13 protein-coding genes are annotated in these 18,487 nt (G+C 68.2%); 6 read left to right on the forward strand and 7 right to left on the reverse strand.

Features of this window, described 5'->3' with window-relative positions; translation table 11 throughout:
• Positions 1-48 precede the first annotated feature (48 nt).
• The 3 genes from IBJ82_RS15775 to IBJ82_RS15785 are packed head-to-tail and all read right to left on the reverse strand — an operon-like array spanning position 49 to position 4,978.
• Positions 49-2,562, reverse strand: a complete 2,514-nt coding sequence (locus IBJ82_RS15775; protein WP_194826662.1) for an ATP-binding cassette domain-containing protein — start codon at positions 2,560-2,562, stop codon at positions 49-51.
• Complete coding sequence (locus tag IBJ82_RS15780; protein WP_370585327.1) at positions 2,538-3,476, reverse strand: ABC transporter permease; 939 nt, start codon at positions 3,474-3,476, stop codon at positions 2,538-2,540. The genes IBJ82_RS15775 and IBJ82_RS15780 overlap by 25 nt, the downstream gene beginning before the upstream one ends.
• Entirely contained in the window at positions 3,473-4,978 is a 1,506-nt protein-coding gene (locus IBJ82_RS15785) for an ABC transporter substrate-binding protein (protein WP_194826663.1), read from the reverse strand. Before IBJ82_RS15785 ends, IBJ82_RS15780 begins: the two co-directional genes overlap by 4 nt.
• Positions 4,979-5,306: 328 nt before the next feature.
• On the opposite strand from IBJ82_RS15785, the gene IBJ82_RS15790 reads away from it, so the two are divergent.
• Genes IBJ82_RS15790 through IBJ82_RS15810 form a run of 5 tightly spaced genes read left to right on the forward strand, consistent with a single transcriptional unit; the run spans position 5,307 to position 11,305 of the window.
• Complete coding sequence (locus tag IBJ82_RS15790; RefSeq protein WP_194826664.1) at positions 5,307-6,383, forward strand: TauD/TfdA family dioxygenase; 1,077 nt, start codon at positions 5,307-5,309, stop codon at positions 6,381-6,383.
• Positions 6,355-7,365 carry an ornithine cyclodeaminase family protein gene (locus tag IBJ82_RS15795; RefSeq protein ID WP_194826665.1) on the forward strand — a complete coding sequence of 337 codons (1,011 nt, stop codon included), beginning with the start codon at positions 6,355-6,357 and terminating at the stop codon, positions 7,363-7,365. Before IBJ82_RS15790 ends, IBJ82_RS15795 begins: the two co-directional genes overlap by 29 nt.
• The gene (locus tag IBJ82_RS15800; RefSeq protein WP_370585328.1) at positions 7,356-8,810 is read left to right on the forward strand and encodes an alanine racemase; all 1,455 of its coding nucleotides are present in this window, start codon (positions 7,356-7,358) and stop codon (positions 8,808-8,810) included. The genes IBJ82_RS15795 and IBJ82_RS15800 overlap by 10 nt, the downstream gene beginning before the upstream one ends.
• 37 nt (positions 8,811-8,847) lie before the next feature.
• On the forward strand, positions 8,848-9,882 hold the full coding sequence (locus tag IBJ82_RS15805) for a PLP-dependent cysteine synthase family protein (RefSeq protein WP_194826666.1): 1,035 nt from the start codon (positions 8,848-8,850) through the stop codon (positions 9,880-9,882).
• A 37-nt stretch (positions 9,883-9,919) separates the two neighbouring features.
• Positions 9,920-11,305: an MATE family efflux transporter gene (locus tag IBJ82_RS15810; RefSeq protein ID WP_194826667.1), complete on the forward strand. Its 1,386-nt coding sequence runs from the start codon at positions 9,920-9,922 to the stop codon at positions 11,303-11,305.
• A 56-nt stretch (positions 11,306-11,361) separates the two neighbouring features.
• On the opposite strand, the gene IBJ82_RS15815 is transcribed toward IBJ82_RS15810, so the two are convergent.
• The 4 genes from IBJ82_RS15815 to mfd form a co-directional block, all read right to left on the reverse strand.
• On the reverse strand, positions 11,362-11,937 hold the full coding sequence (locus tag IBJ82_RS15815) for a TerD family protein (RefSeq protein ID WP_056813802.1): 576 nt from the start codon (positions 11,935-11,937) through the stop codon (positions 11,362-11,364).
• A 38-nt stretch (positions 11,938-11,975) separates the two neighbouring features.
• Complete coding sequence (locus tag IBJ82_RS15820) at positions 11,976-12,461, reverse strand: hypothetical protein (protein WP_194826668.1); 486 nt, start codon at positions 12,459-12,461, stop codon at positions 11,976-11,978.
• 200 nt (positions 12,462-12,661) lie between these two features.
• A complete protein-coding gene (locus tag IBJ82_RS15825) occupies positions 12,662-13,369 on the reverse strand; it encodes a MazG family protein (RefSeq protein WP_194826669.1) in 708 nt (235 codons plus the stop codon).
• A complete protein-coding gene (gene mfd / locus IBJ82_RS15830) occupies positions 13,366-16,980 on the reverse strand; it encodes a transcription-repair coupling factor (protein ID WP_194826670.1) in 3,615 nt (1,204 codons plus the stop codon). The genes IBJ82_RS15825 and mfd overlap by 4 nt, the downstream gene beginning before the upstream one ends.
• A gap of 219 nt (positions 16,981-17,199) precedes the next feature.
• Here mfd and IBJ82_RS15835 point away from each other — a divergent pair, with 219 nt between their 5' ends.
• On the forward strand, positions 17,200-18,480 hold the full coding sequence (locus IBJ82_RS15835) for a hypothetical protein (protein ID WP_194826671.1): 1,281 nt from the start codon (positions 17,200-17,202) through the stop codon (positions 18,478-18,480).
• Positions 18,481-18,487 lie beyond the last annotated feature (7 nt).

The following is an 18,487-nucleotide window of genomic DNA, read 5'->3' on the forward strand; positions in this document are numbered from 1 at the left end:
TCAGGTGAAACCGCTGGATCCGGCGCAGCTGGTTCGACGACGGCGGTGTCATCCGAGTAACGCGGCGGTGGCTCGGTGAGTCGGGGTGGTGAGAACTGTTTCCGGGGTGCCTGATTCGACTATACGGCCGTGGTCGAGGACGAGGAGGTCGGTGCAGTGGCCGCGGACCAGGGTCATGTCGTGGCTGATCAGGATGACCGCGGTGCCGCGGTCGGCGCGGAGGCGGTCGAGCAGGGACATGATGGCGGCGGCGGTGTCGGTGTCGAGGGCGGTGGTGATCTCGTCGCAGATCAGGACCGCTGGGTCGGCGGCGAGGGCGCGGGCCAGGGCGACTCGTTGGCGTTGGCCGCCGGAGAGTTGGTGGGGGCGGCGGTCGGCGAGGGCGGCGGGGAGGTCGACGGCAGCGAGTAGGGCGGTGATGCGGGGCTGGATTTCGGGTCTGGGGACGCGTGCGATGCGACGCAAGGGGCGCGCAAGGGTCTGTTCGACGGTGCGTCGCGGGTTCAACGCGGCGCGAGGGTTTTGGGGGACGAATTGAATACCGTTGGCACCGACTCGGATTCGCCGCCTACTCCCCACCGGAACCCGCATACCACCTACCTCCAGCGATCCGACGGCATCGGCGTGCAAACCCGCGATCACCCGTGCGAGCGTGGTCTTTCCCGCCCCGGAAGGACCGACGACAGCAAGGGCAGCGCCTGTGGGCAGGCTGAAACCGATGTTCTCGAGCACCCTGTGGCCGCCCGCGTCAGCGTTGATCATCTTGGCGCGCAGGGCAATCCCTGCCGGGTCGGTTCGAGATGCCGTCCTGCTCCCCGGAACCTCGCCCGACAGGTCGGCGCGCGTGTCGGCGATGCGGTCGGCGCCGGTGACCGAGGCCCGTACCGAACTCCCGGCCGACAGACGAGCGGCCTCGGCGGAATCAGCCACCGCAGCAGCGACGTTCACCGATCGATCGCCGGGCGGGTGGAGCTCGATCACGGTGTCGGCGATGGCGTTGATCGCCTCGGTGTCGTGGCCGGAGAGGAGGACGGTGGTGTGGTTCTCGGTGGCGAGGGTCGAGATCAGCTGGGCTATTTCGGTGCGAAGAGTGCCGTGGAGGCCCGCGAGTGGTTCGTCGAGTACGAGGATTCGGGGACGGCGCAGGATGGCGCGGGCCAGGGCGACACGGCGTTGCTGGCCGCCGGAGAGCCGAGCGCAGCGGCGGCGCAGATGGGTGGGGTCGAGGCCCACTTGTTCGAGGACGGCCAGTCGGTCGGCGGCGGAGGCGCCGGGCGCCGCCTCGGCCAGGACTGCCCGGACGCGAAGCAGCGGGTTGAGTTCGGAACCGGGATCCTGGCCCACATAGGCGATCTGTCCACGGCGGAATGCGCGCAGCGCGCCCGCGTCGAGCGCGAACACATCGTGTCCCGCGACGAGCACCCCGCCCTGCCTGCCAGCACCGGCGGGCAGATGCCCGAGCAGCGCACGCATCGCCGTCGACTTCCCCGACCCTGACGCCCCGGTGAGCGCGGTGACGGTCCCCGATTTCAACCGAAACGACACCGGCGCCAGCAACACCGCTCCGCTGTCGGCAACGATGCTGAGCCCGTCCACCACCGCCGTATCACCCGAATCCACCACGGAGATCCCGCACACCCCCGACCGGCTAGGCACTCCCGCCCTTTCAGCGCCGAGTGTGCTCCCCGCGTCGAGAACATCCGATGCGGTTTTCGGGGCCTGGCGATTCCCTGGCCCACTCGTCACCACCAAGTTCACACCGACCGCCACGATGGCGATGGCAGCGCTCGGCGCAAGCACCGCCCAGGGATTCAACAGCAGCCCGGAGGCATTGTCTCGAACCATGATCGCCCAGTTGTCGGGGTCGAGGGCGGAGACGCCGAGGAAGGCGATGGTGCTGACGAGGTAGACGGCGACGACGAAGCGCAGGCCGAGCTGGGTGGTGAAGACCGCACGGAGGTTGGGCAGTATCTCGCGGAAGACCAAGTGAGACAGAGACTCTCCACTGGCAACGGCGGATTCGACGTAGCCGGAGGCAGCGATGGTCGAGGCGGAGGCCGCGAAAATTCTGGCGCAGTAGGGAACTCCGAAGAGCAGGGATACGGCGATCAGCGCGCTGACGCCGCCCTGTGGCCATGCGGTGAGTACGAGCAGGATGCCGAGGACCGCGGGCAGCAGGATGACCAGGTCACCGCAGAGTTCGATGACCTTGCCCGCACGCGGGCGCACGGCGGCGACGGCGCCGAGGACGGCAGACAGCACGGTCACCGCCACCGCGATCACCGCGGAGACGGCCAGCAGCTGCGTGCCGCCGGTGAGCAGGTGGCTGAGCACATCGCGGCCCAGCCGATCCGTCCCGAGCAGCGCGTCCCCACCCGGCTGCGCGAACGGCATCCCGACGGCCTTCTCCCCCGGATAGGGCGCGAAGAGCGGCCCGGCCACCGCGAGCAGCACAACCAGCCCCACACCACCCGCCACCGAATAACGCCAACACCTGGATATCGGCGGCACGGCTCGACCTCCCGAGTTGGACATCTTCACCGCGCGCTCCTCGATGCCCACGCCCGGACTATGTCGGCGACGGCGAGCAGCACCATGATGACGATCGCCGTCAGGGCGACCACCGCGGCCACCATGGTGGCGTCACGGTCGGCGACGGACCCGGCGAGAACAGCGCCGATACCGGGATAGTTGAAGAGTGTCTCGACCACCAGGGCACCGCCGAAGAGCATCCCGACCGAGGTCGCGTACCCGGCGACAATGGTCGGCGCAGCGAACGGCAGCATGTGCCGGATCAGGATCGTGCGGGTGGGGAGTCCGTCCAGCACCGCGCTTTCCACATGGGGCGCGGCACCCACATCGAGCAGGGCCGAGCGCACGACTCGGGCGTTCCAGCCGATCTGCGGAATCGCCAACGCCAGCACCGGAAGCACCAGCATCTCGGGACCGAGGGGAAAACCGGAACGGCCCGTGATGGTCACGGCCGGGAGCCACCCGGTGGCCAGGGAGAACACCAGGATCAGCAAGGTGCCGCCGACGAATTCCGGAACGGCCACCGCGATCGTGCTGACAGGCTGCAGAATTCGCGAGCCGAACGCGGTCGGACGCATCGCCCACCAGCAGCCGAACCCCAACGACAATGCGATGGTCAGCAGCAAGGCGAGCCCACCCAGCAGCAGAGTCTGCGGGAACTTGTCGGCCAGCAGCGCGCCGATCGAGTTCCCGCGCGCGGTCTGCCCGAAGTCTCCGGTGAGTACCCCGCGGATCCAGTCCAGGAACTGCACCGGCAGTGCGCGATCCAGCCCGAGCTCGTGCTCTTTCGCCGCGAGCGCGGCCGGATCCGCGTCCCTGCCGAGCGCCGCACGTGCCGCGTTGCCCGGCAGCAGATCCACCGCGACGAACACGATGGCCAGCAGTGTCACCAGGAGCGCGATCCGCCGGAACATCGGCAGGGCAAAGGTTTTGATCACACTCACGCCAACCAGGCACGTTCCAGCTGAACGCGCGCGAACCCACCGAGCGTCGGCAGATCACGCACCGTCGACGCGGCGATGTCGACACCGTCGGCCATGCCCCACACCAGATAGCCGCCACGCTCGAACTCGATGCGCTGCAGTTCGCGCACCGCACGGGTGTACTCGTCACCGGACGCGGCGAGAGCCTTCGCGTCGGCGGCGTCGAATTCCGTTTCACGGAAGGCGGTTTCGTTGCGGTTGGAGCCGGAGGTCATCAGCTTGTCGGCCAGGAACACCACCGAGTCGTTGGTCCCCCACGACACCGTGTACAACGGCGCGTTGAGCCAGGTCCGGTCGTAGAACGCCGCCGATTCCACCACCTGCACGTCGAGCCGGACGCCGATCTCGGCGAGCTGGGTGGCGATCACCTTCGCCGATTCGACCTCGCCCGGCACCTCGGCCTTGGTCACGAACGGGTAGCTGCGCCCGGAGTCGAACTTCGCCTCGCGCAGTAGAGTTTTCGCGCGCTCGACATCGCGGTCACGACGCAGCGCGGTGTCGTAGAGCGGGTCGGCGGTGCCGAGAACATCGGCGGCGACGGTGCCGTAGCCGGAGTGCACCTGGTTGACCAGCGCGGTCCGGTCGACGCCGAGACGCAGCGCGGTGCGCACCCTGGCATCGGCGAACGGGCCGTCGGCGACACGCATCGCCACACCGAGCATGGTGTCGTCGGCACGCCGGATCACCTGGAGGTCACCGCGTCCCGCGGCGGTACGCCCGGCGATCGCGCCCACGTTGGAGGCGAGGTCGATCTGGCCGCCCAGCGCGGCGTTGCCCAGCGCGGTGACGCTGTCGAACATCGTCACCTCGATGGCGTCGAGCAGGGGCGGCGTGCCGTGCCAACGCTCGTTGCGCACCAGCCTGGCGTTGCCGCCCTGATAGGACTCGAGCCGGAACGGCCCGGTGCCGATCGCGGCGGCGAAGTCGGTGGTGTCCTTCGGCACAGTGAAGGTCATCAGCCGAAGCAGCAGCGGCAGTTGGGTATTGGGTGCGGACAGTGTGAACACGACGCGGTTCGGGCCGTCGGCGACGATGTCGTTCTCGGCCACCGGCATCTTCGAGGCGCCACCGACCGAGCGCAGGCGCCGCATCGACCACACCACATCGTCGGCGGTCACCGGCGCACCGTTGTGGAAGGCCGCGCCCTCGGCGATGGTGAAGGTCCAGCGCCGGTTGTCCTGGCTCGGCTCCCAGCGGGAGGCGAGGCGCGGGGCGACGGTCGGGTCCGCGCCGGGAACGGTGAGTGCGTCGTAGACGAGCGAGGCGATGAGAAAGTCGCTGTCGTTGCTGAGGTTTGCGTGCGGATCGCGTTCGCTGCGGGCCGCGGTGCCGAGCGCGCCGACGCGCAGAGTGCCACCGCGTTGCGCGGTGGCGGATCGATCATCGCTGGTGCATGCGGCGGCCAGTAGTAATGCGGTGACGCCGATGCCGGACTGGAAGAGCTGCCTGCGAGTGAAACTCATCGTGTTGCCTCCTCGAACCGCGAGCGCCGAAACCCCTTTTCCGGCGCCGCAAACCAGGCGAGGCTAGCCTAAAAGTCGCACTGAGTGGGGAGCTTCACATCGACCGTCACCGAACCGCAGTGACCTGACGACACCCCGGTCAGCGTTCGCTTCGGCAGCTCGGGTAGCACGCTAGGTTATATGGATCGGCTATTTCCCTCGCCGACACGTTAGGTAAGTCTTGCCTAATCAGTGTACAGGCACTACCTTCGCACATCGAGTCTGAAGATCACCCGCGTTCGACCGATGTGAAGAAGGGAAGCCGGTGAAAAGCGTTCTCTCCGAACGTATGAAGATTCACCAGCACGACATCGAATATCGCGAGCTGGATCCCCGCGCCGCCACGGCGCTGCGATCGCTCGCGACCGACATCCGCCACCGATTAGGTGACGCACCACACACCACCACTCTGCACGACCCCGCCTTGATCGCCCAGATCACCGAGCGCGTCGGCGAACTGCCCGACAGCGTGCGCCACGCCGTTCGACCACCCGCCACCGCCGCGGGCGCGACCGTGGTGCGCGGGTTGCCCGTCGACGACGCCGAATTCGGTGCGACTCCGGCACATTGGCAGGCCGCGGCCGAGCACGCGCACCGCGGTTCGCTCGAGCTGGATATCACGATGTTGCTGCTCGGGCGTTGTGCCGGTGAGCCTTTCGGCTGGCAGGGGCAGCAGAACGGCAGGCTGGTCAACAACATCGTGCCCGCCGAGGGGCACGAGGAGGAGCAGTCGGGCGCGAGCAGTTCCACCCTGCTCAGCCCGCACACCGAAGACGCTTTTCACGCTCAGCGCGCGAACATGCTCATGCTGGTCTGTCTGCGCAACCCCGACCGGGTCGCCACCACGGTCTCCTCGGTGCGAGAGGTACGCCTGTCCGACGACGATCTGCGCACGCTCACCACCCCGACGCTGCCGATCCTGCCCGACGTCTCCTACGGCACCGGGTTCGATCAGCTCGCACCGTTGCCCACGCTGTGGCTCGACGAAAATGACGCTGTCACAGCACGTTACGATCCCGCCTACACCCCGATCGACGATGCGGACGCGGTTTTCCGCGCCGCCTACGCCAGGCTCACCACCGAACTCGCCAGGGTCAGTCACGCCCCCGCGCTGGCCCCCGGCGAGCTCCTGCTGGTGGACAACGATGTCGCCGTACACGGGCGCGTTCCGTTCCGCGCGCGCTACGACGGCACCGACCGCTGGCTCAAGCGTGTCAATATCCGGCTGCCCGAACGCCGTCGGCGCGCGCAGGAGTCGTCCGAGAATGGGTATGGCCAACGTGTGGTCGCCCCGTTCCGGGCGGCCGCTGATCGGACAGCAGAGCGGGGTATTGCCAATGAACGAGGATCCGTTGAACAACCGTGACCGCGGCATCGCGCTGCGGGTGCTCTCCCGCAGCGACCTGGCCGATGTGCCGATCAGCCCCGCCGAGGTGGTGCGTGCCGTGGAGGAGGCCTATCTCGCCTTCGCGGCGGGCGAATCCGACAATCCGCGCAAGCTGAGCGTCGCCGACCCCGGCGGCTCTTCGGTGTCCTATGCCATGCTCGGCCGCGACGGGCGGCGGCGCGTGGTGGCCATGAAGACCTCCTACAAATTCGACCCCGGGCACGACCGCAGCACCAAGCGGTACTACACGACCATCACCCTCTACGACGACACCACGGGCGCCCCCATCGCGATGATGGACTGCGCGCGGGTCGGCGCGTTACGCACGCCGGCCGTGTCGGCGCTGCTGGTGCGCGAAACGGTCCGGCGCGGGGCGGAGAGCGTGCTGCTCATCGGCACCGGCACCCAGGGACGTAATGCGTTGCCGCACTTGCTCGCCGCGAACCCGCAGCTGCGCAAGCTGATGGTGTACGGCACGCATCCCGAAGGGCTGGCCGCCGTGCATTCGCACCTGGCCGACGCGGCGCCCCACGCGCTGCTCGACGTGGTCGACGACCCGTACGCCGCGGCGGCGTCCGCCGATGTGGTGCTGGCCACGGCCGGCCCCGGCACCGAGGTGGCGCTCGAATCCTCGCATCTGGCACCGGGTTCGGTGGCGGTCCTGGTCGGCTACGGACTGGCCCCGTCGACGCTGGTCGAGGCCGATCGGGTGGTGGCCACCAGCGCGGCGCAGATGGCACTGACGGGCACCGACATGGTCGGACCCGACGGAACCCTGCGGTCGGTGGATGCCGAACTGCCGCAGGTACTCACCCGCAGCGCCGTGGCGCGTCGCAACGAGGACGAGAAGATCTTCGTCTACAACAGCGGGCTGGTACTCACCGATATCGCGGTCGCCCACGCGCTGGCCGCCAGGGCGATTACCGAGGGACGCGGCACGGAGGTGCCGTTGTGGGACTGACGGGTGCGCAGCCCGGGGTCACCGGGGACAGCACCCCGCTCGCCGCGCCCCGAACCGACGCGCGGGTGCCGCCGAGCCCGCCGCACATCGCGGACCGTGCCGTCGACTCGGCGCCGACGGCAACCGACGGGCGGCCGTCGCACTGCGCACCACCGATGCCCGCCTTCACCGATGCGATGGAACAGCGGCTGCTCGCCGATTCCCGCCTGCTCGGGGAGATCGCCGATGCGGTCGGCGGGCCGTTCCATGTGCTGTTCCCCGAGCGGGTCTCGGTGAATATCAAGGCTTTTCAGTCGGCATTCGGCGAGGTCGACGGGTTCGTCTACTACGGGAAGAAGGCGAACAAGGCGGCGTGCGTGGCTCGTGCGTGCGCGGAGAACGGCGCGGGGATCGATGTCGCCAGCACCGGCGAGCTGATCGCGGCGTTGGGACAAGGGGTGCGTGGCGAGGATCTGATGGTCACCGGGCCCGCGAAGTCCGATGAGTTGCTGTGGTTGGCCGCTCGGCATCGAGCGCTCATCGCTCTCGACGCGCTCGACGAACTCGATCGCCTCACCGCGCTGGGTCTGCCGGTTCGGGTACTGCTTCGGGTATTGCCCGAAGGTTCGACCAGCCGGTTCGGGCTCGATCCCATGGAACTCGAGCAGGCGATCCAAGCCATCGCCGTCGCAGGCCCGATCACACTGTCGGGCTTCAGCTTCCATCTCTCCGGCTACGACGCGGTTGCCCGCTCCGAGCAGGCAGCCGCGCTGGTCGGGCACTGCAGGCGCGCACGGGCGAACGGTCATCTCGCGGATACGATCTCGATCGGCGGTGGCTTCGGCGTCGACTATCTCGATGCGTCGACGTGGGCCGAGTTTCGAAACAACGTCAGCGACAACTGGTTCCACGCGAGCCCACCCGGCGACTTCTACCCCTACCACTTCCCGGTTCCCGGCGCGGCCATGCTCGAAGCCGTACTCGCCCACAACGACCTCGCCGGCCTGTTGCGCGACAACGGAATACGACTGGCGATCGAGCCCGGCCGGGCACTCCTCGACCGAGCGGGCAGCTCCGTCTTCCGGGTCCAAGGCGTGAAAACCCGAACCGCGCACGCAAACCCGTACGACATCCTCACCGTCGACGGCACCAGCCTCAGCCTGTCCGAGCAGTGGTTCGACAGCGAATACCTCCCCGATCCCGTGCTGTGGCCACAAGGCCCCGGCCACCTCACCCCCACCTGCGTCGGCGCCACCACCTGTCTGGAGTCCGACCTGCTGAGCAGACGGCGTATCCCGCTCCCCCGCCGCGCACGAACCGGCGACCTGCTCGTCTACCCGAACACCGCCGGGTATCAGATGGATTCCAACGAATCCCCCTTCCACGAACTCCCGCTCCCGCCCAAAGTGGTGCTGCGCGTAGTCGCCGACCGACCGCGCTGGAGTCTGGACAGCACAGCCCGCTGATCCACCCCGAGATACCGATCCGATGGAGGAAAACCCCATGGCTCTCGTCACGCGTGTGACGGACCTGATCGGCCGCACCCCACTGTTCGAACTCGCCGTCACCGACGCCGGTACCCGGCTGCTGCTCAAGCTCGAACAGTTCAATCCGACCGGCGCCGCCAAGATCAGAATGGCCCGATCGATGGTGCTCGACGCGGAGCGGCGAGGTTTGCTGCGCGATGGCGGGCATATCATCGAGTCGACGTCCGGTAACACCGGACTCGGCTTGGCGGTGGTCGCGGCCGAACGTGGCTATCGATTCACCGCTGTGGTCGACAACCACGCCTGTAAGGACAAATTGCGCGCGATGCAAGCAATGGGCACCGACCTGGTGTTCGTCGCCGACGACGGTGACGACGAGCTCGCCACCTCGGCGCGGGAAGACCTCGCCGAGGCCATGGCGGCCGCCCGCGACGACGCGTACTTCACCGAACAGCACAACAACGACGCCAACGCGGTCGGCTACTACGCCGTCGCCGAGGAATTGCTGGAAGACGTCGAGCGGGTCGACATCCTGCTCTCGGCGGTCGGCACCGGCGGCTCGCTGTTCGGCACCGCCACCCGCCTGCGCGACCTCGGTAAGCCCGCCAGGGTGATCGGGATCGAGCCGGTCGGATCCATCGCCTTCGGCGGCGAGGGCGGGCCGTATTGGCAGTCGGGCACCGGCACCCCGCCCGGGGCGACCATCGGCACCGCCGTCGACTACGCGCTGCTCGACGAGGGCGTGAAGGTCAGCGATGTCGACGCCTTCGCCACCACCCGCGCCGTCGCGAGGACACACGGTCTGTTGATCGGCGGTTCGGCGGGCGGTTCGGTGCACAATGCCTTGGCGCGGCTGGAAGAGTTCCCGGCCGGGTCCACCGTGGTGACCATCGTGTGCGATGGTGGCGAGAAATATCTCGACACCGTGTTCGACGACGACTGGATGCGCGCGCGCGACCTGCTCGACTCCGCCGCCGAAGCCGAAGTGACCACGCTGCTGCGCCGCTATTCGCCGCTGCGGCACCAGGACGACTTGATGGAGGTCAGGTGAGCGCGAACGCGCGCGAGACGAACCACGGAGCGGGTGGGTGAACGGCACGGCGACCGATAGCAGCGCGCTGGCCAGGCTGGCGACGCCGATCGCGCTCACCCAACTGGCGCAGATCGCGGTCTCGACGACCAACCTCGCGCTGATGGGCACGCTCGGTGTGCGCGAGGTCGCCGCGGGCGGGCTGGCGCTGGTGCTGTTCAACCAGATCCGCACCATGTGCGTCGGGCTGATCACCGGCTCCGGGAATCAGATCGCGGGTGCGCTCGGCGCGGCAGGCAAGCGTGGTGGTTGCGCCGACGCCGAAGTGCGTGCGGTGGTGCGGGCCGCGTTCGTCATCGCGACTCTCGCAGGCCTGCTCGGTGGGGCGCTGTTGATCGGGCTCGGCTGGGTGTTGCCCTGGCTCGGTCAGGACGCGGCGGTGCTCGAACTGGCCCGGCCGATGATGATCGCGCTCGCGCCCGGATTGCTGCCGTGTCTGTGGTTCCAGGTCTTGCGGCAGTACAGCGTCGGCATGCAGCGCCCACAGGCGTTGCTGCTGGTCACGCTCGGCTCGGTGGCGTTGAACCTGGTGCTCGCGCTGGCCTTCATCCACGGCTGGGCGGGTATTCCGGCGATGGGTCTGACAGGTGTTGGTATCGCGACCTCGCTGGTCTTCCTGATCACCTTCGGGGTGTTCTGGGCGATGGTGCGCCACGACGAACAACTCGGCCGCACGCTGCCGTCGACACCGTGGCCGGTGTGCTGGGCGACGGTGCGCGAGGAACTGCGCCTCGGTACACCGATCGCGCTCACCTACGGCTCGGAAGCGGGCATGTTCTCGGTGCTCGCGTTGGTGATGGGCAGTTTCGGCCCCGCCGCGCTGGCCGCGCACAATGTCGTCTACCAGATCATCTACATCGTGTTCCAGATGGCGATCGGGCTGTCGCAGGGTGCGTCGATCCTGGTCAGCGACGCTGTCTCGCGCGAGGAGTGCGGCCATGCGAGGGCGCTGGCCTGGTTGGCGTTGCGGATGGCCGCGGTGATCGCGATCGTCACCGGTGTCGTCTACGTGCTCGCGCCGAACATCATTCTGGCGCCGTTCCTCGATGCCACCGACACCGACACGATCGCCATCGCGCACACCCTGCTGCTCATCGGCATCGTGCTGCAGTTCTTCGATGCCGCACAGAACATCGGCACCGGGCTACTGCGCGGTCTGAAGGAAACCTCCGCGGGCTTCCGGCTGTCGCTGGTCGGCTACTGGGGCGTCGGCCTGCCCGCGGCGCTGCTGCTCGCGTTCCCGCTGCATCTGGGCGCGGCGGGCGTGTGGTGGGGTCTGACGGCAGGCTTGGCCACCACCGCCCTGCTGATGCTGCGCAAGTACTTCGCGCTGCTCGATCAGGTCAGCATGACGCCGCCACGGCGCGTGCCCGTCACCCAGTGACGATGTGCACGACAAAGGCGGGCGACCTCGAGTCGCCCGCCTGAGGTGGCGGTTTCTCAGAGATTCACGCCGTAGTCGCGAGCGATGCCCGCCAGGCCCGAGGCGTAACCCTGGCCGACGGCGCGGAACTTCCACTCGTTGTTGTGGCGGTAGAGCTCGCCGAAGACCATCGCGGTCTCGGTGGACGCGTCCTCGGACAGGTCGTAGCGCGCCAGTTCCACGCCGGTGTTCGCGTCGGTGACGCGGATGTAGGCGTTGCGGATCTGGCCGAACGACTGGCCGCGGGCCTGGGCGTCGTGGATCGAGACGGGGAAGAAGATGTTGGTGATCGTCGGCGGGGTGGCGGCCAGGTCGACGTTGATGATCTCGTCGTCGCCCTCGCCCTCGCCGGTCAGGTTGTCACCGGTGTGCTCGATGGTGCCCTCCGGCGAGCGCAGGTTGTTGTAGAAGATGAAGTGCTGATCCGAGAGCACCTTCAAGTTCGTCCCGGTGGCCAGCGCGCTGGCGTCGAGGTCGTGGTCGGCACCGGTGGTGGTGCGCACGTCCCAACCTAGACCGACCGCCACCTTGGTGAGGTTGTCGGTCTGCTTCGACAGCGAGACATTGCCGCCTTTGGCGAGTGTGACGCTCATGAAAACCCTTCTGTCCAGATGGTGTGCCGTAGAGGAACTTACGCTGCGGGTCCGGCGTCGGCCCAGGTTCGCAGGGTCTCGACCCGACCCTCGAGCGCTCGCAATTCGGTGTCGTCGAGAACGGTGCGCTGGATGCCGCGATCGACGGCGAACGCGGACTGCCGATGGTCGTCGATCACTTCCACGTCGAGCTGCACCGCGGTGTAGTCCTGCGCCGACGGCATCTGCTCGGCGAGGACTGTCGCCCGTCCTCGCGCGCACAACGCCACATTGCCGCCGCCGAGGATCAGCAACGCTACCTCCGGCCGCGCCCGCAACCGCGCCAGCGAGCCACGATCGGACTTCAAACTGATGAGAATCCGCCGGTCACCCGCGCGCACCGGCCAGGAGACGGGGATCGCGTGCGGCGCCGGATCGGTGGTTACCAGCACCGCGATGGTTTCCTGCGGCCATACCGGCAACACGTCCAGCTCAGGATGGTCGGACGCCACATCCTGCCTTGCCGAATCTACCTCTGTACCCATCAGCCTCACCTCGACGATCGCCGGACCCCTGCCCCGCCGCGAACGACGAGCTGCTTCGATTCTAAAGCGGTGCGGCCCTTGCTCGCTGGCGCGCGCATGATTGTCCACAAGATCTCAGCAACGTCTCAGCCGCTGAAGCCGTTCCCCGAACCCACGACCGACCAGTAGCCGATCGGTAACTGATCGGCAGCGGGTGGTGCTCAGCGCGGCCAGAAGGTGTGCCATTCCTGCGCGGTGAGCGGCGACCGGGTGCCTCGTTCGGCTTCGGCGGCGTCTTCGGCGGCCCGGATCGCGATGGCAAAGTCGATGGATGCTTTGCGCAGGCGTTCCTCGGCCGAGTCGGGGCCGCCGAGCTCGACCACGCGCAGGGAGTCAGGGACGAGGTCGGCGGGCAGGCCCGCGGCGGCACTGCGGGTGCGGATCTTCTCGGCGAGGGCGAGAGCAGGTTGGGCCATGGCTATGCCGTCGAGGCAGGAGCGGCGGGATTTCTCCGCGGATTTGCGCTCCTCCCAAGCCTTTTCCTGCGCCGCGATCTTGTCGACCACCGACGTCCCCGAGGAGAAATCGGCGTCGGTGAGGTAGGGGCTGCGGTGGACGAGCTTGCCGACCAGGGTCGCCGCGACATCGTCGACGGTGAATTCGCCCGCGTGTTCGGCGATTCGGGAGTGGAACAGCACCTGCAACAGGAGGTCGCCGAGTTCTTCCTTGATGGTTTCGGCATCGCCGGCCTGGATGGCGTCGAGGAGTTCGTAGGTCTCCTCGAGGAGATAGGGACGCAGGGAATCGTGGGTCTGGGTGCGTTCCCAGCCGCCGAAATGCCAGAGGCGGTCCATCACCTCGACGGCATCGGACAGTCCCGCGGCGACCACCGCGGTGTCGGCCTGCTCCTGGGAGATCTCCGGGCTCATCGGGCCGCCGCGGCTTCCGTCGGAACCGAGAGATCCACCATTCCCTGGGGTTTGCCGTCGAGCACCAGCAGTAGATCGGCGACGAACTGCAGCACTGCCACGTCACGCACCCGGTCGGCGCCGACGCTGTCGGTGATCCGCGGCAACGGCAGGGTGATCAGGCCGCTCGCCGGGCGATAGTTGGCGGCCGGGTAGATCCGCTTGAGCCGAAGTTGTTTGGAGTCGGGCAGATTCAGCGGAGCGATCTTGAGCGAAGAACCGGTGACCACGATCTCGGACACGTCGTACGCGCGCGCGAGCAGGCGCAGCTTGGCCACCGCCACCAGTCGCCCGACCTCCACCGGCAGCGGGCCGTAGCGGTCGACGAGCTCTTCGATCACCGCCGCCAGGGCCGTATCGTCCTGGGCGGAGGCGAGTTTGCGGTAGCCCTCCAACCGCAGGCGGTCGCTGGCGATGTAGTCGGGCGGGATGTGCGCGTCGACGGGCAGATCGATGCGCACCTCCTTGTTCTCCTCGGTGACGATCGGCTTGCCGTCGGCGGCCGCCCGATAGGCCTCCACCGCCTCACCGACCAGTCGCACATACAGATCGAAGCCCACGCCGGCGACGTGGCCGGACTGTTCGGCGCCGAGCACATTGCCCGCGCCACGAATCTCGAGGTCCTTCATCGCCACGGCCATACCCGCACCGAGATCGGAGTTCTGCGAGATGGTGGCCAAGCGGTCGTAGGCGGTCTCGGTGAGCGGCTTCTCCGGCGGATACAGGAAGTACGCATAGCCGCGCTCCCTCGAACGACCGACGCGACCACGCAACTGGTGCAGCTGCGAAAGGCCGAGGGAGTCGGCACGTTCCACGATCAACGTGTTCGCGTTGGAGATGTCGAGGCCGGTCTCGATGATGGTGGTGCAGACCAGCACGTCGTATTCGCGCTCCCAGAATCCCTGGACGGTCTTCTCGAGCTGGTCCTCGTTCATCTGACCGTGCGCCACGACGACGCGCGCCTCCGGCACCAGATCACGAATCTTCTTGGCGGCCTTGTCGATCGAGGACACCCGGTTGTGCACGTAGAAGACCTGGCCGTCACGCATCAGCTCACGGCGGATGGCGGCGGTGACCTGCTTGTCGTTGTAGGCGCCCACGTAGGTGAGCACCGGGTGCCGTTCCTCGGGCGGGGTGAGGATGGTCGACATCTCGCGGATGCCCGCCAGGCTCATCTCCAGGGTGCGCGGGATCGGGGTGGCCGACATGGTGAGCACGTCGACGTGGGTGCGCAGCGCCTTGATGTGTTCCTTGTGTTCCACACCGAAGCGCTGCTCCTCGTCGACCACCACCAAGCCGAGGTCCTTCCAGCGCACACCGGTCTGCAGCAACCGGTGTGTGCCGACCACGATGTCGACCGAGCCGTCGGCCATCCCGGCCAGGATCTCCTTGGAATCGGCGGCATCGGTGAACCGCGACAGACCACGCACCGTCACCGGGAAGCCCGCGACACGTTCGGTGAAGGTCTGCAGATGCTGCTGAGCGAGCAGGGTGGTCGGCACGAGCACGGTGACCTGCTTGCCGTCCTGCACCGCCTTGAACGCGGCGCGCACGGCGATCTCGGTCTTGCCGTAGCCGACATCGCCGCAGACCACGCGGTCCATCGGCACCGCCTTCTCCATGTCCGACTTCACGTCGGTGATGGCGGTCATCTGGTCGACGGTTTCGGTGAACGCGAACGCGTCCTCCATCTCCTGCTGCCACGGCGTATCCGGGCCGAAGGCGTGACCCGGCGCGGCCTGACGCGCGGCGTAGAGCTGCACCAGCTCACCGGCGATCTCGCGAACTGCCTTGCGCGCCTTGCGTTTCGTGTTCGCCCAGTCGGAGCCGCCGAGTTTGGACAGGCTCGGCAGTTCGCCACCGACGTAGCGGGAGAGCTGGTCCAGCGATTCCATCGGCACGAACAACCGATCGCCGGGCTGGCCGCGCTTGCTCGGCGCGTATTCGATGACCAGGTACTCGCGCCGCGCGCCGCCGATGGTGCGCTCGATCATCTCGACGAAACGGCCGATGCCGTGCTGGTCGTGCACCACCATGTCGCCCGAGGTGAGGGCGAGCGGGTCGACCTGGTTGCGGCGCTTGGCGGGCAACCGCTTGCCCTCGGTGGGCGCGGTGACCCGGTTGCCGGTGAGGTCGGACTCGGCGACGACCACCAGACCGGCGTCGTCGAAGATCAGGCCGTCGTGCAGCGAACCACACAGCACGCCGACCACGCCCGACTCCGGTGCCACACCGGCGGGCAGCAGGGCAGCGGGCACTTCGGCCTCGCCGAGCCGCTCCAGCACGCGTTGCGCGGTGCCGTGGCCGGTGACCACGATGACCGCGCGGCCGCCGGTGGCGACGTGCGCACGCAGCGACGCGAAGATGGTGGCGACCAGTTCCTCGGAGCCGCGGGCGGTCGGCCCGGCGGATACCGGCAGGTTCACCTCGATCGGGTCGCCGGAGCTGAGCGGGCTCAGCGTCCACCAGGGCAGGCCGAGTTCGTCTGCGCTGGTGTGCAATTCGGGCAGGCTGCGGTAGCCGGAGGCGGCCAGGTCGAGGCCGTTGGCGCCCAGCGGCGCGTCGCTACCGAACGAGGCCGCGGTCCACGATGCTTCGAGGAATTCCTCGCCGGTGCGCACGAGATCGGCTGCGCGGGTGCGGATCTTCTCCGGGTCGCACAGCAGCAACTGGGTGCCCGCGGGCAGTGCCTCGGTGAGCAGGCTGAGCTTGCCCGGCGCCAAGACCGGCAGCAGGGCCTCCATGCCGTCGACGGGGATGCCGTCGGCGATCTTGTCCAGCATCTCGACCAGGGAGGCGTCGGCCTCGTTGTCCGCGGCGACCGCGGCGGCGCGTTCGCGCACCGGAGTGGTGAGCAGCAACTCGCGACACGGCGACGCGACCACCAACTCGACAGTGTTCTCGGTGAGCGAGCGCTGATCGGCGACCGAGAACGGCCGGATCTCGCTGACCTCGTCGCCCCAGAACTCCACGCGCACCGGATGATCCGCGGTCGGCGCGAACAGATCGAGGATGCCGCCGCGTACCGCGAACTCACCGCGCTTGCCGACCATGTCGACGCGGGTGTACGCGAATTCGACCAGGCGAGCGAGCAGTTCGTCGAAATCGTATTCGCCGCCGACGCGCAGTACGACCGGTTCGATATCGCCGAGCCCGGCGGTCATCGGCTGCATCAGCGAACGCACCGTGGTGACCACGACCCGGAGCGGAACGGGGTAGACGGGGTCTTCGGGATGGGCCAGCCTGCGCAGCACCTCCAGCCTGCGGCCCACCGTGTCGGGGCCGGGCGAGAGACGTTCGTGCGGCAGGGTCTCCCAGGACGGGAACATGGCTACCGACGGGCCGATCATCTCGGTGAGTTCCACGGTCAGATCGTCGGCCTCGCGACCGGTCGCGGTCACCACCACCAGCGGGCGCTGGTCGGCGATCGTCGCGGCGACGAACGGCCGGACGGCCGATGGTGCGACCAATTCCACCCCGGACTTGCCGACCAGGTCGGTGACCATCCGCAGCGCGGCGTCACCCGCGACCACTTCGGCCAGACCGGCGAGCGGAGGACGAAGGGAGGACATTGTTCGCTCCTGTAATGCGCAGACGGGATAGGCGAGGTAGCCGTCTCGAAGTCTAGATGAGTGATTCCAGGGGGTTGGCCTGCGGCTGACCCCGGAGTGCGAGCTGCCTCAGGGGTGGCAGGGGACCTGTGAGAGACATCACAGATGGGATTTCGACCAGTCACAGAACGCACTCGCCACGAACCTCCGAAAGCTATACGTCTATCGAGTAGGTGATTCATGACGACCACGGTCGGAATATCAGCGGAACGCACTGTCGTCCGGGGGGTGCTCCTGTCCAACGCACCGGGGAAACGGTCCGAGGTCCTGCAGGCAGTCGAGCAGCGTGTGGAAGACGGGGGCTCGATCCTCGGCGCACTCGAAGCACTCACCGAGTCGTCGCCGGTCGTCGCCGACGTTGCCGTGGCCTATCACACGGCGGAGGACCGGCACCGGATCGTGTCGCAGCTGGCGGACGGGCAGTGGCGGGCATCGTCGCTGGTTTCGACCCGATCGGCACTGTTCGCGCTGGTCGGTGACATGCCCGAACTCGCCGAGTTCGAGCACGTGGTGCTGCTGAACCTCGCCGATCGCACCGCGACCGCCGTGGTGGTCGGGCCGGATCGTCGGCGAATCCTGGCGTCGGACACCTGGACCACCGGATTCGCCGACGGCACCTCGCTCGACAGTCCGGTGGAAGCGTTCGATGCCGACGCGATGACCGAGGCGATCGCTCACGTGCGATCGATGCTGGAGTCGATCCCGACGCATCCCGACGCGGTGGCCCTCTGTGGTTCGTCGGCGGCCGATCCCGAGATCGCGGGCGCCTTGCGCTACGAACTCACCGCGCGCGTAGTCCTCGTGCCGTACTTCGCCGAGGCAACGGCGCGCGGAGCCGCGCTGATCGCCGCCGACCAGGTACGACAGCAATCCGCCGAAACTCCGCGCGCGCCTCGGCGCCCCAAGCGGCTACTGCTGGTCGCGGTGGCGCTCGCGGCTTTCCTCGGGGTGTCCGGATTCGCGGTGTCACAGGTGCTGGACGACAGCGCGCCGGCCACGAACGCGGGTTCCCTCGACACACCCAGCCCTTCGCCACCGTCGTCCTCGGCGCCCACAACCGTCGAGGCCACCACCGGTACCCAGCTTCCGACCTCGCCCGCGGACTCGCCGCAACCACCGGATCAGCCCGCCCCACCCCCGGCACCTGCGCCGATGACGGCACCGAACCCCGGCACACCCTCGGCCGCCGCTCCGGCGCGGCCGTCGGCTGCTACGGCCCCCACCGCGACCGCGTCTCGTGATCCGGAACCGCCCACTCTGGTTCCAGCGCCCGAGGCCGGGCCCCCGGATTCCCCCGCGCCGAGCGACTCTCCGACACCGACGAAGGTCGGGGCCCCGAATCCACAGGGGCTGTTCCCGGGAGAATCGCCGCCCCCGGCGGCGGGCTCGGACCCCGCGGCGGAACAGGCGTGGTGGGCCAACCATTGGAACCTGAAGCGACAGTGGATGAACGGCGGCTGAAACACGC

The organism is Nocardia sp. XZ_19_231 (assembly GCF_015355705.1).
GTDB classification, from domain to species: Bacteria; Actinomycetota; Actinomycetes; order Mycobacteriales; family Mycobacteriaceae; genus Nocardia; species Nocardia salmonicida.

Coding starts and splice junctions, on each gene's coding strand:
- IBJ82_RS15790 (WP_194826664.1), top strand. CDS start 5,307: ATGAAGATTCACCAGCACGACATCGAATATCGCGAGCTGGATCCCCGC.
- IBJ82_RS15820 (WP_194826668.1), bottom strand. CDS start 12,461: ATGGGTACAGAGGTAGATTCGGCAAGGCAGGATGTGGCGTCCGACCAT.
- IBJ82_RS15785 (WP_194826663.1), bottom strand. CDS start 4,978: ATGAGTTTCACTCGCAGGCAGCTCTTCCAGTCCGGCATCGGCGTCACC.
- IBJ82_RS15805 (WP_194826666.1), top strand. CDS start 8,848: ATGGCTCTCGTCACGCGTGTGACGGACCTGATCGGCCGCACCCCACTG.
- IBJ82_RS15825 (WP_194826669.1), bottom strand. CDS start 13,369: ATGAGCCCGGAGATCTCCCAGGAGCAGGCCGACACCGCGGTGGTCGCC.
- IBJ82_RS15835 (WP_194826671.1), top strand. CDS start 17,200: ATGACGACCACGGTCGGAATATCAGCGGAACGCACTGTCGTCCGGGGG.
- mfd (WP_194826670.1), bottom strand. CDS start 16,980: ATGTCCTCCCTTCGTCCTCCGCTCGCCGGTCTGGCCGAAGTGGTCGCG.
- IBJ82_RS15795 (WP_194826665.1), top strand. CDS start 6,355: ATGAACGAGGATCCGTTGAACAACCGTGACCGCGGCATCGCGCTGCGG.
- IBJ82_RS15815 (WP_056813802.1), bottom strand. CDS start 11,937: ATGAGCGTCACACTCGCCAAAGGCGGCAATGTCTCGCTGTCGAAGCAG.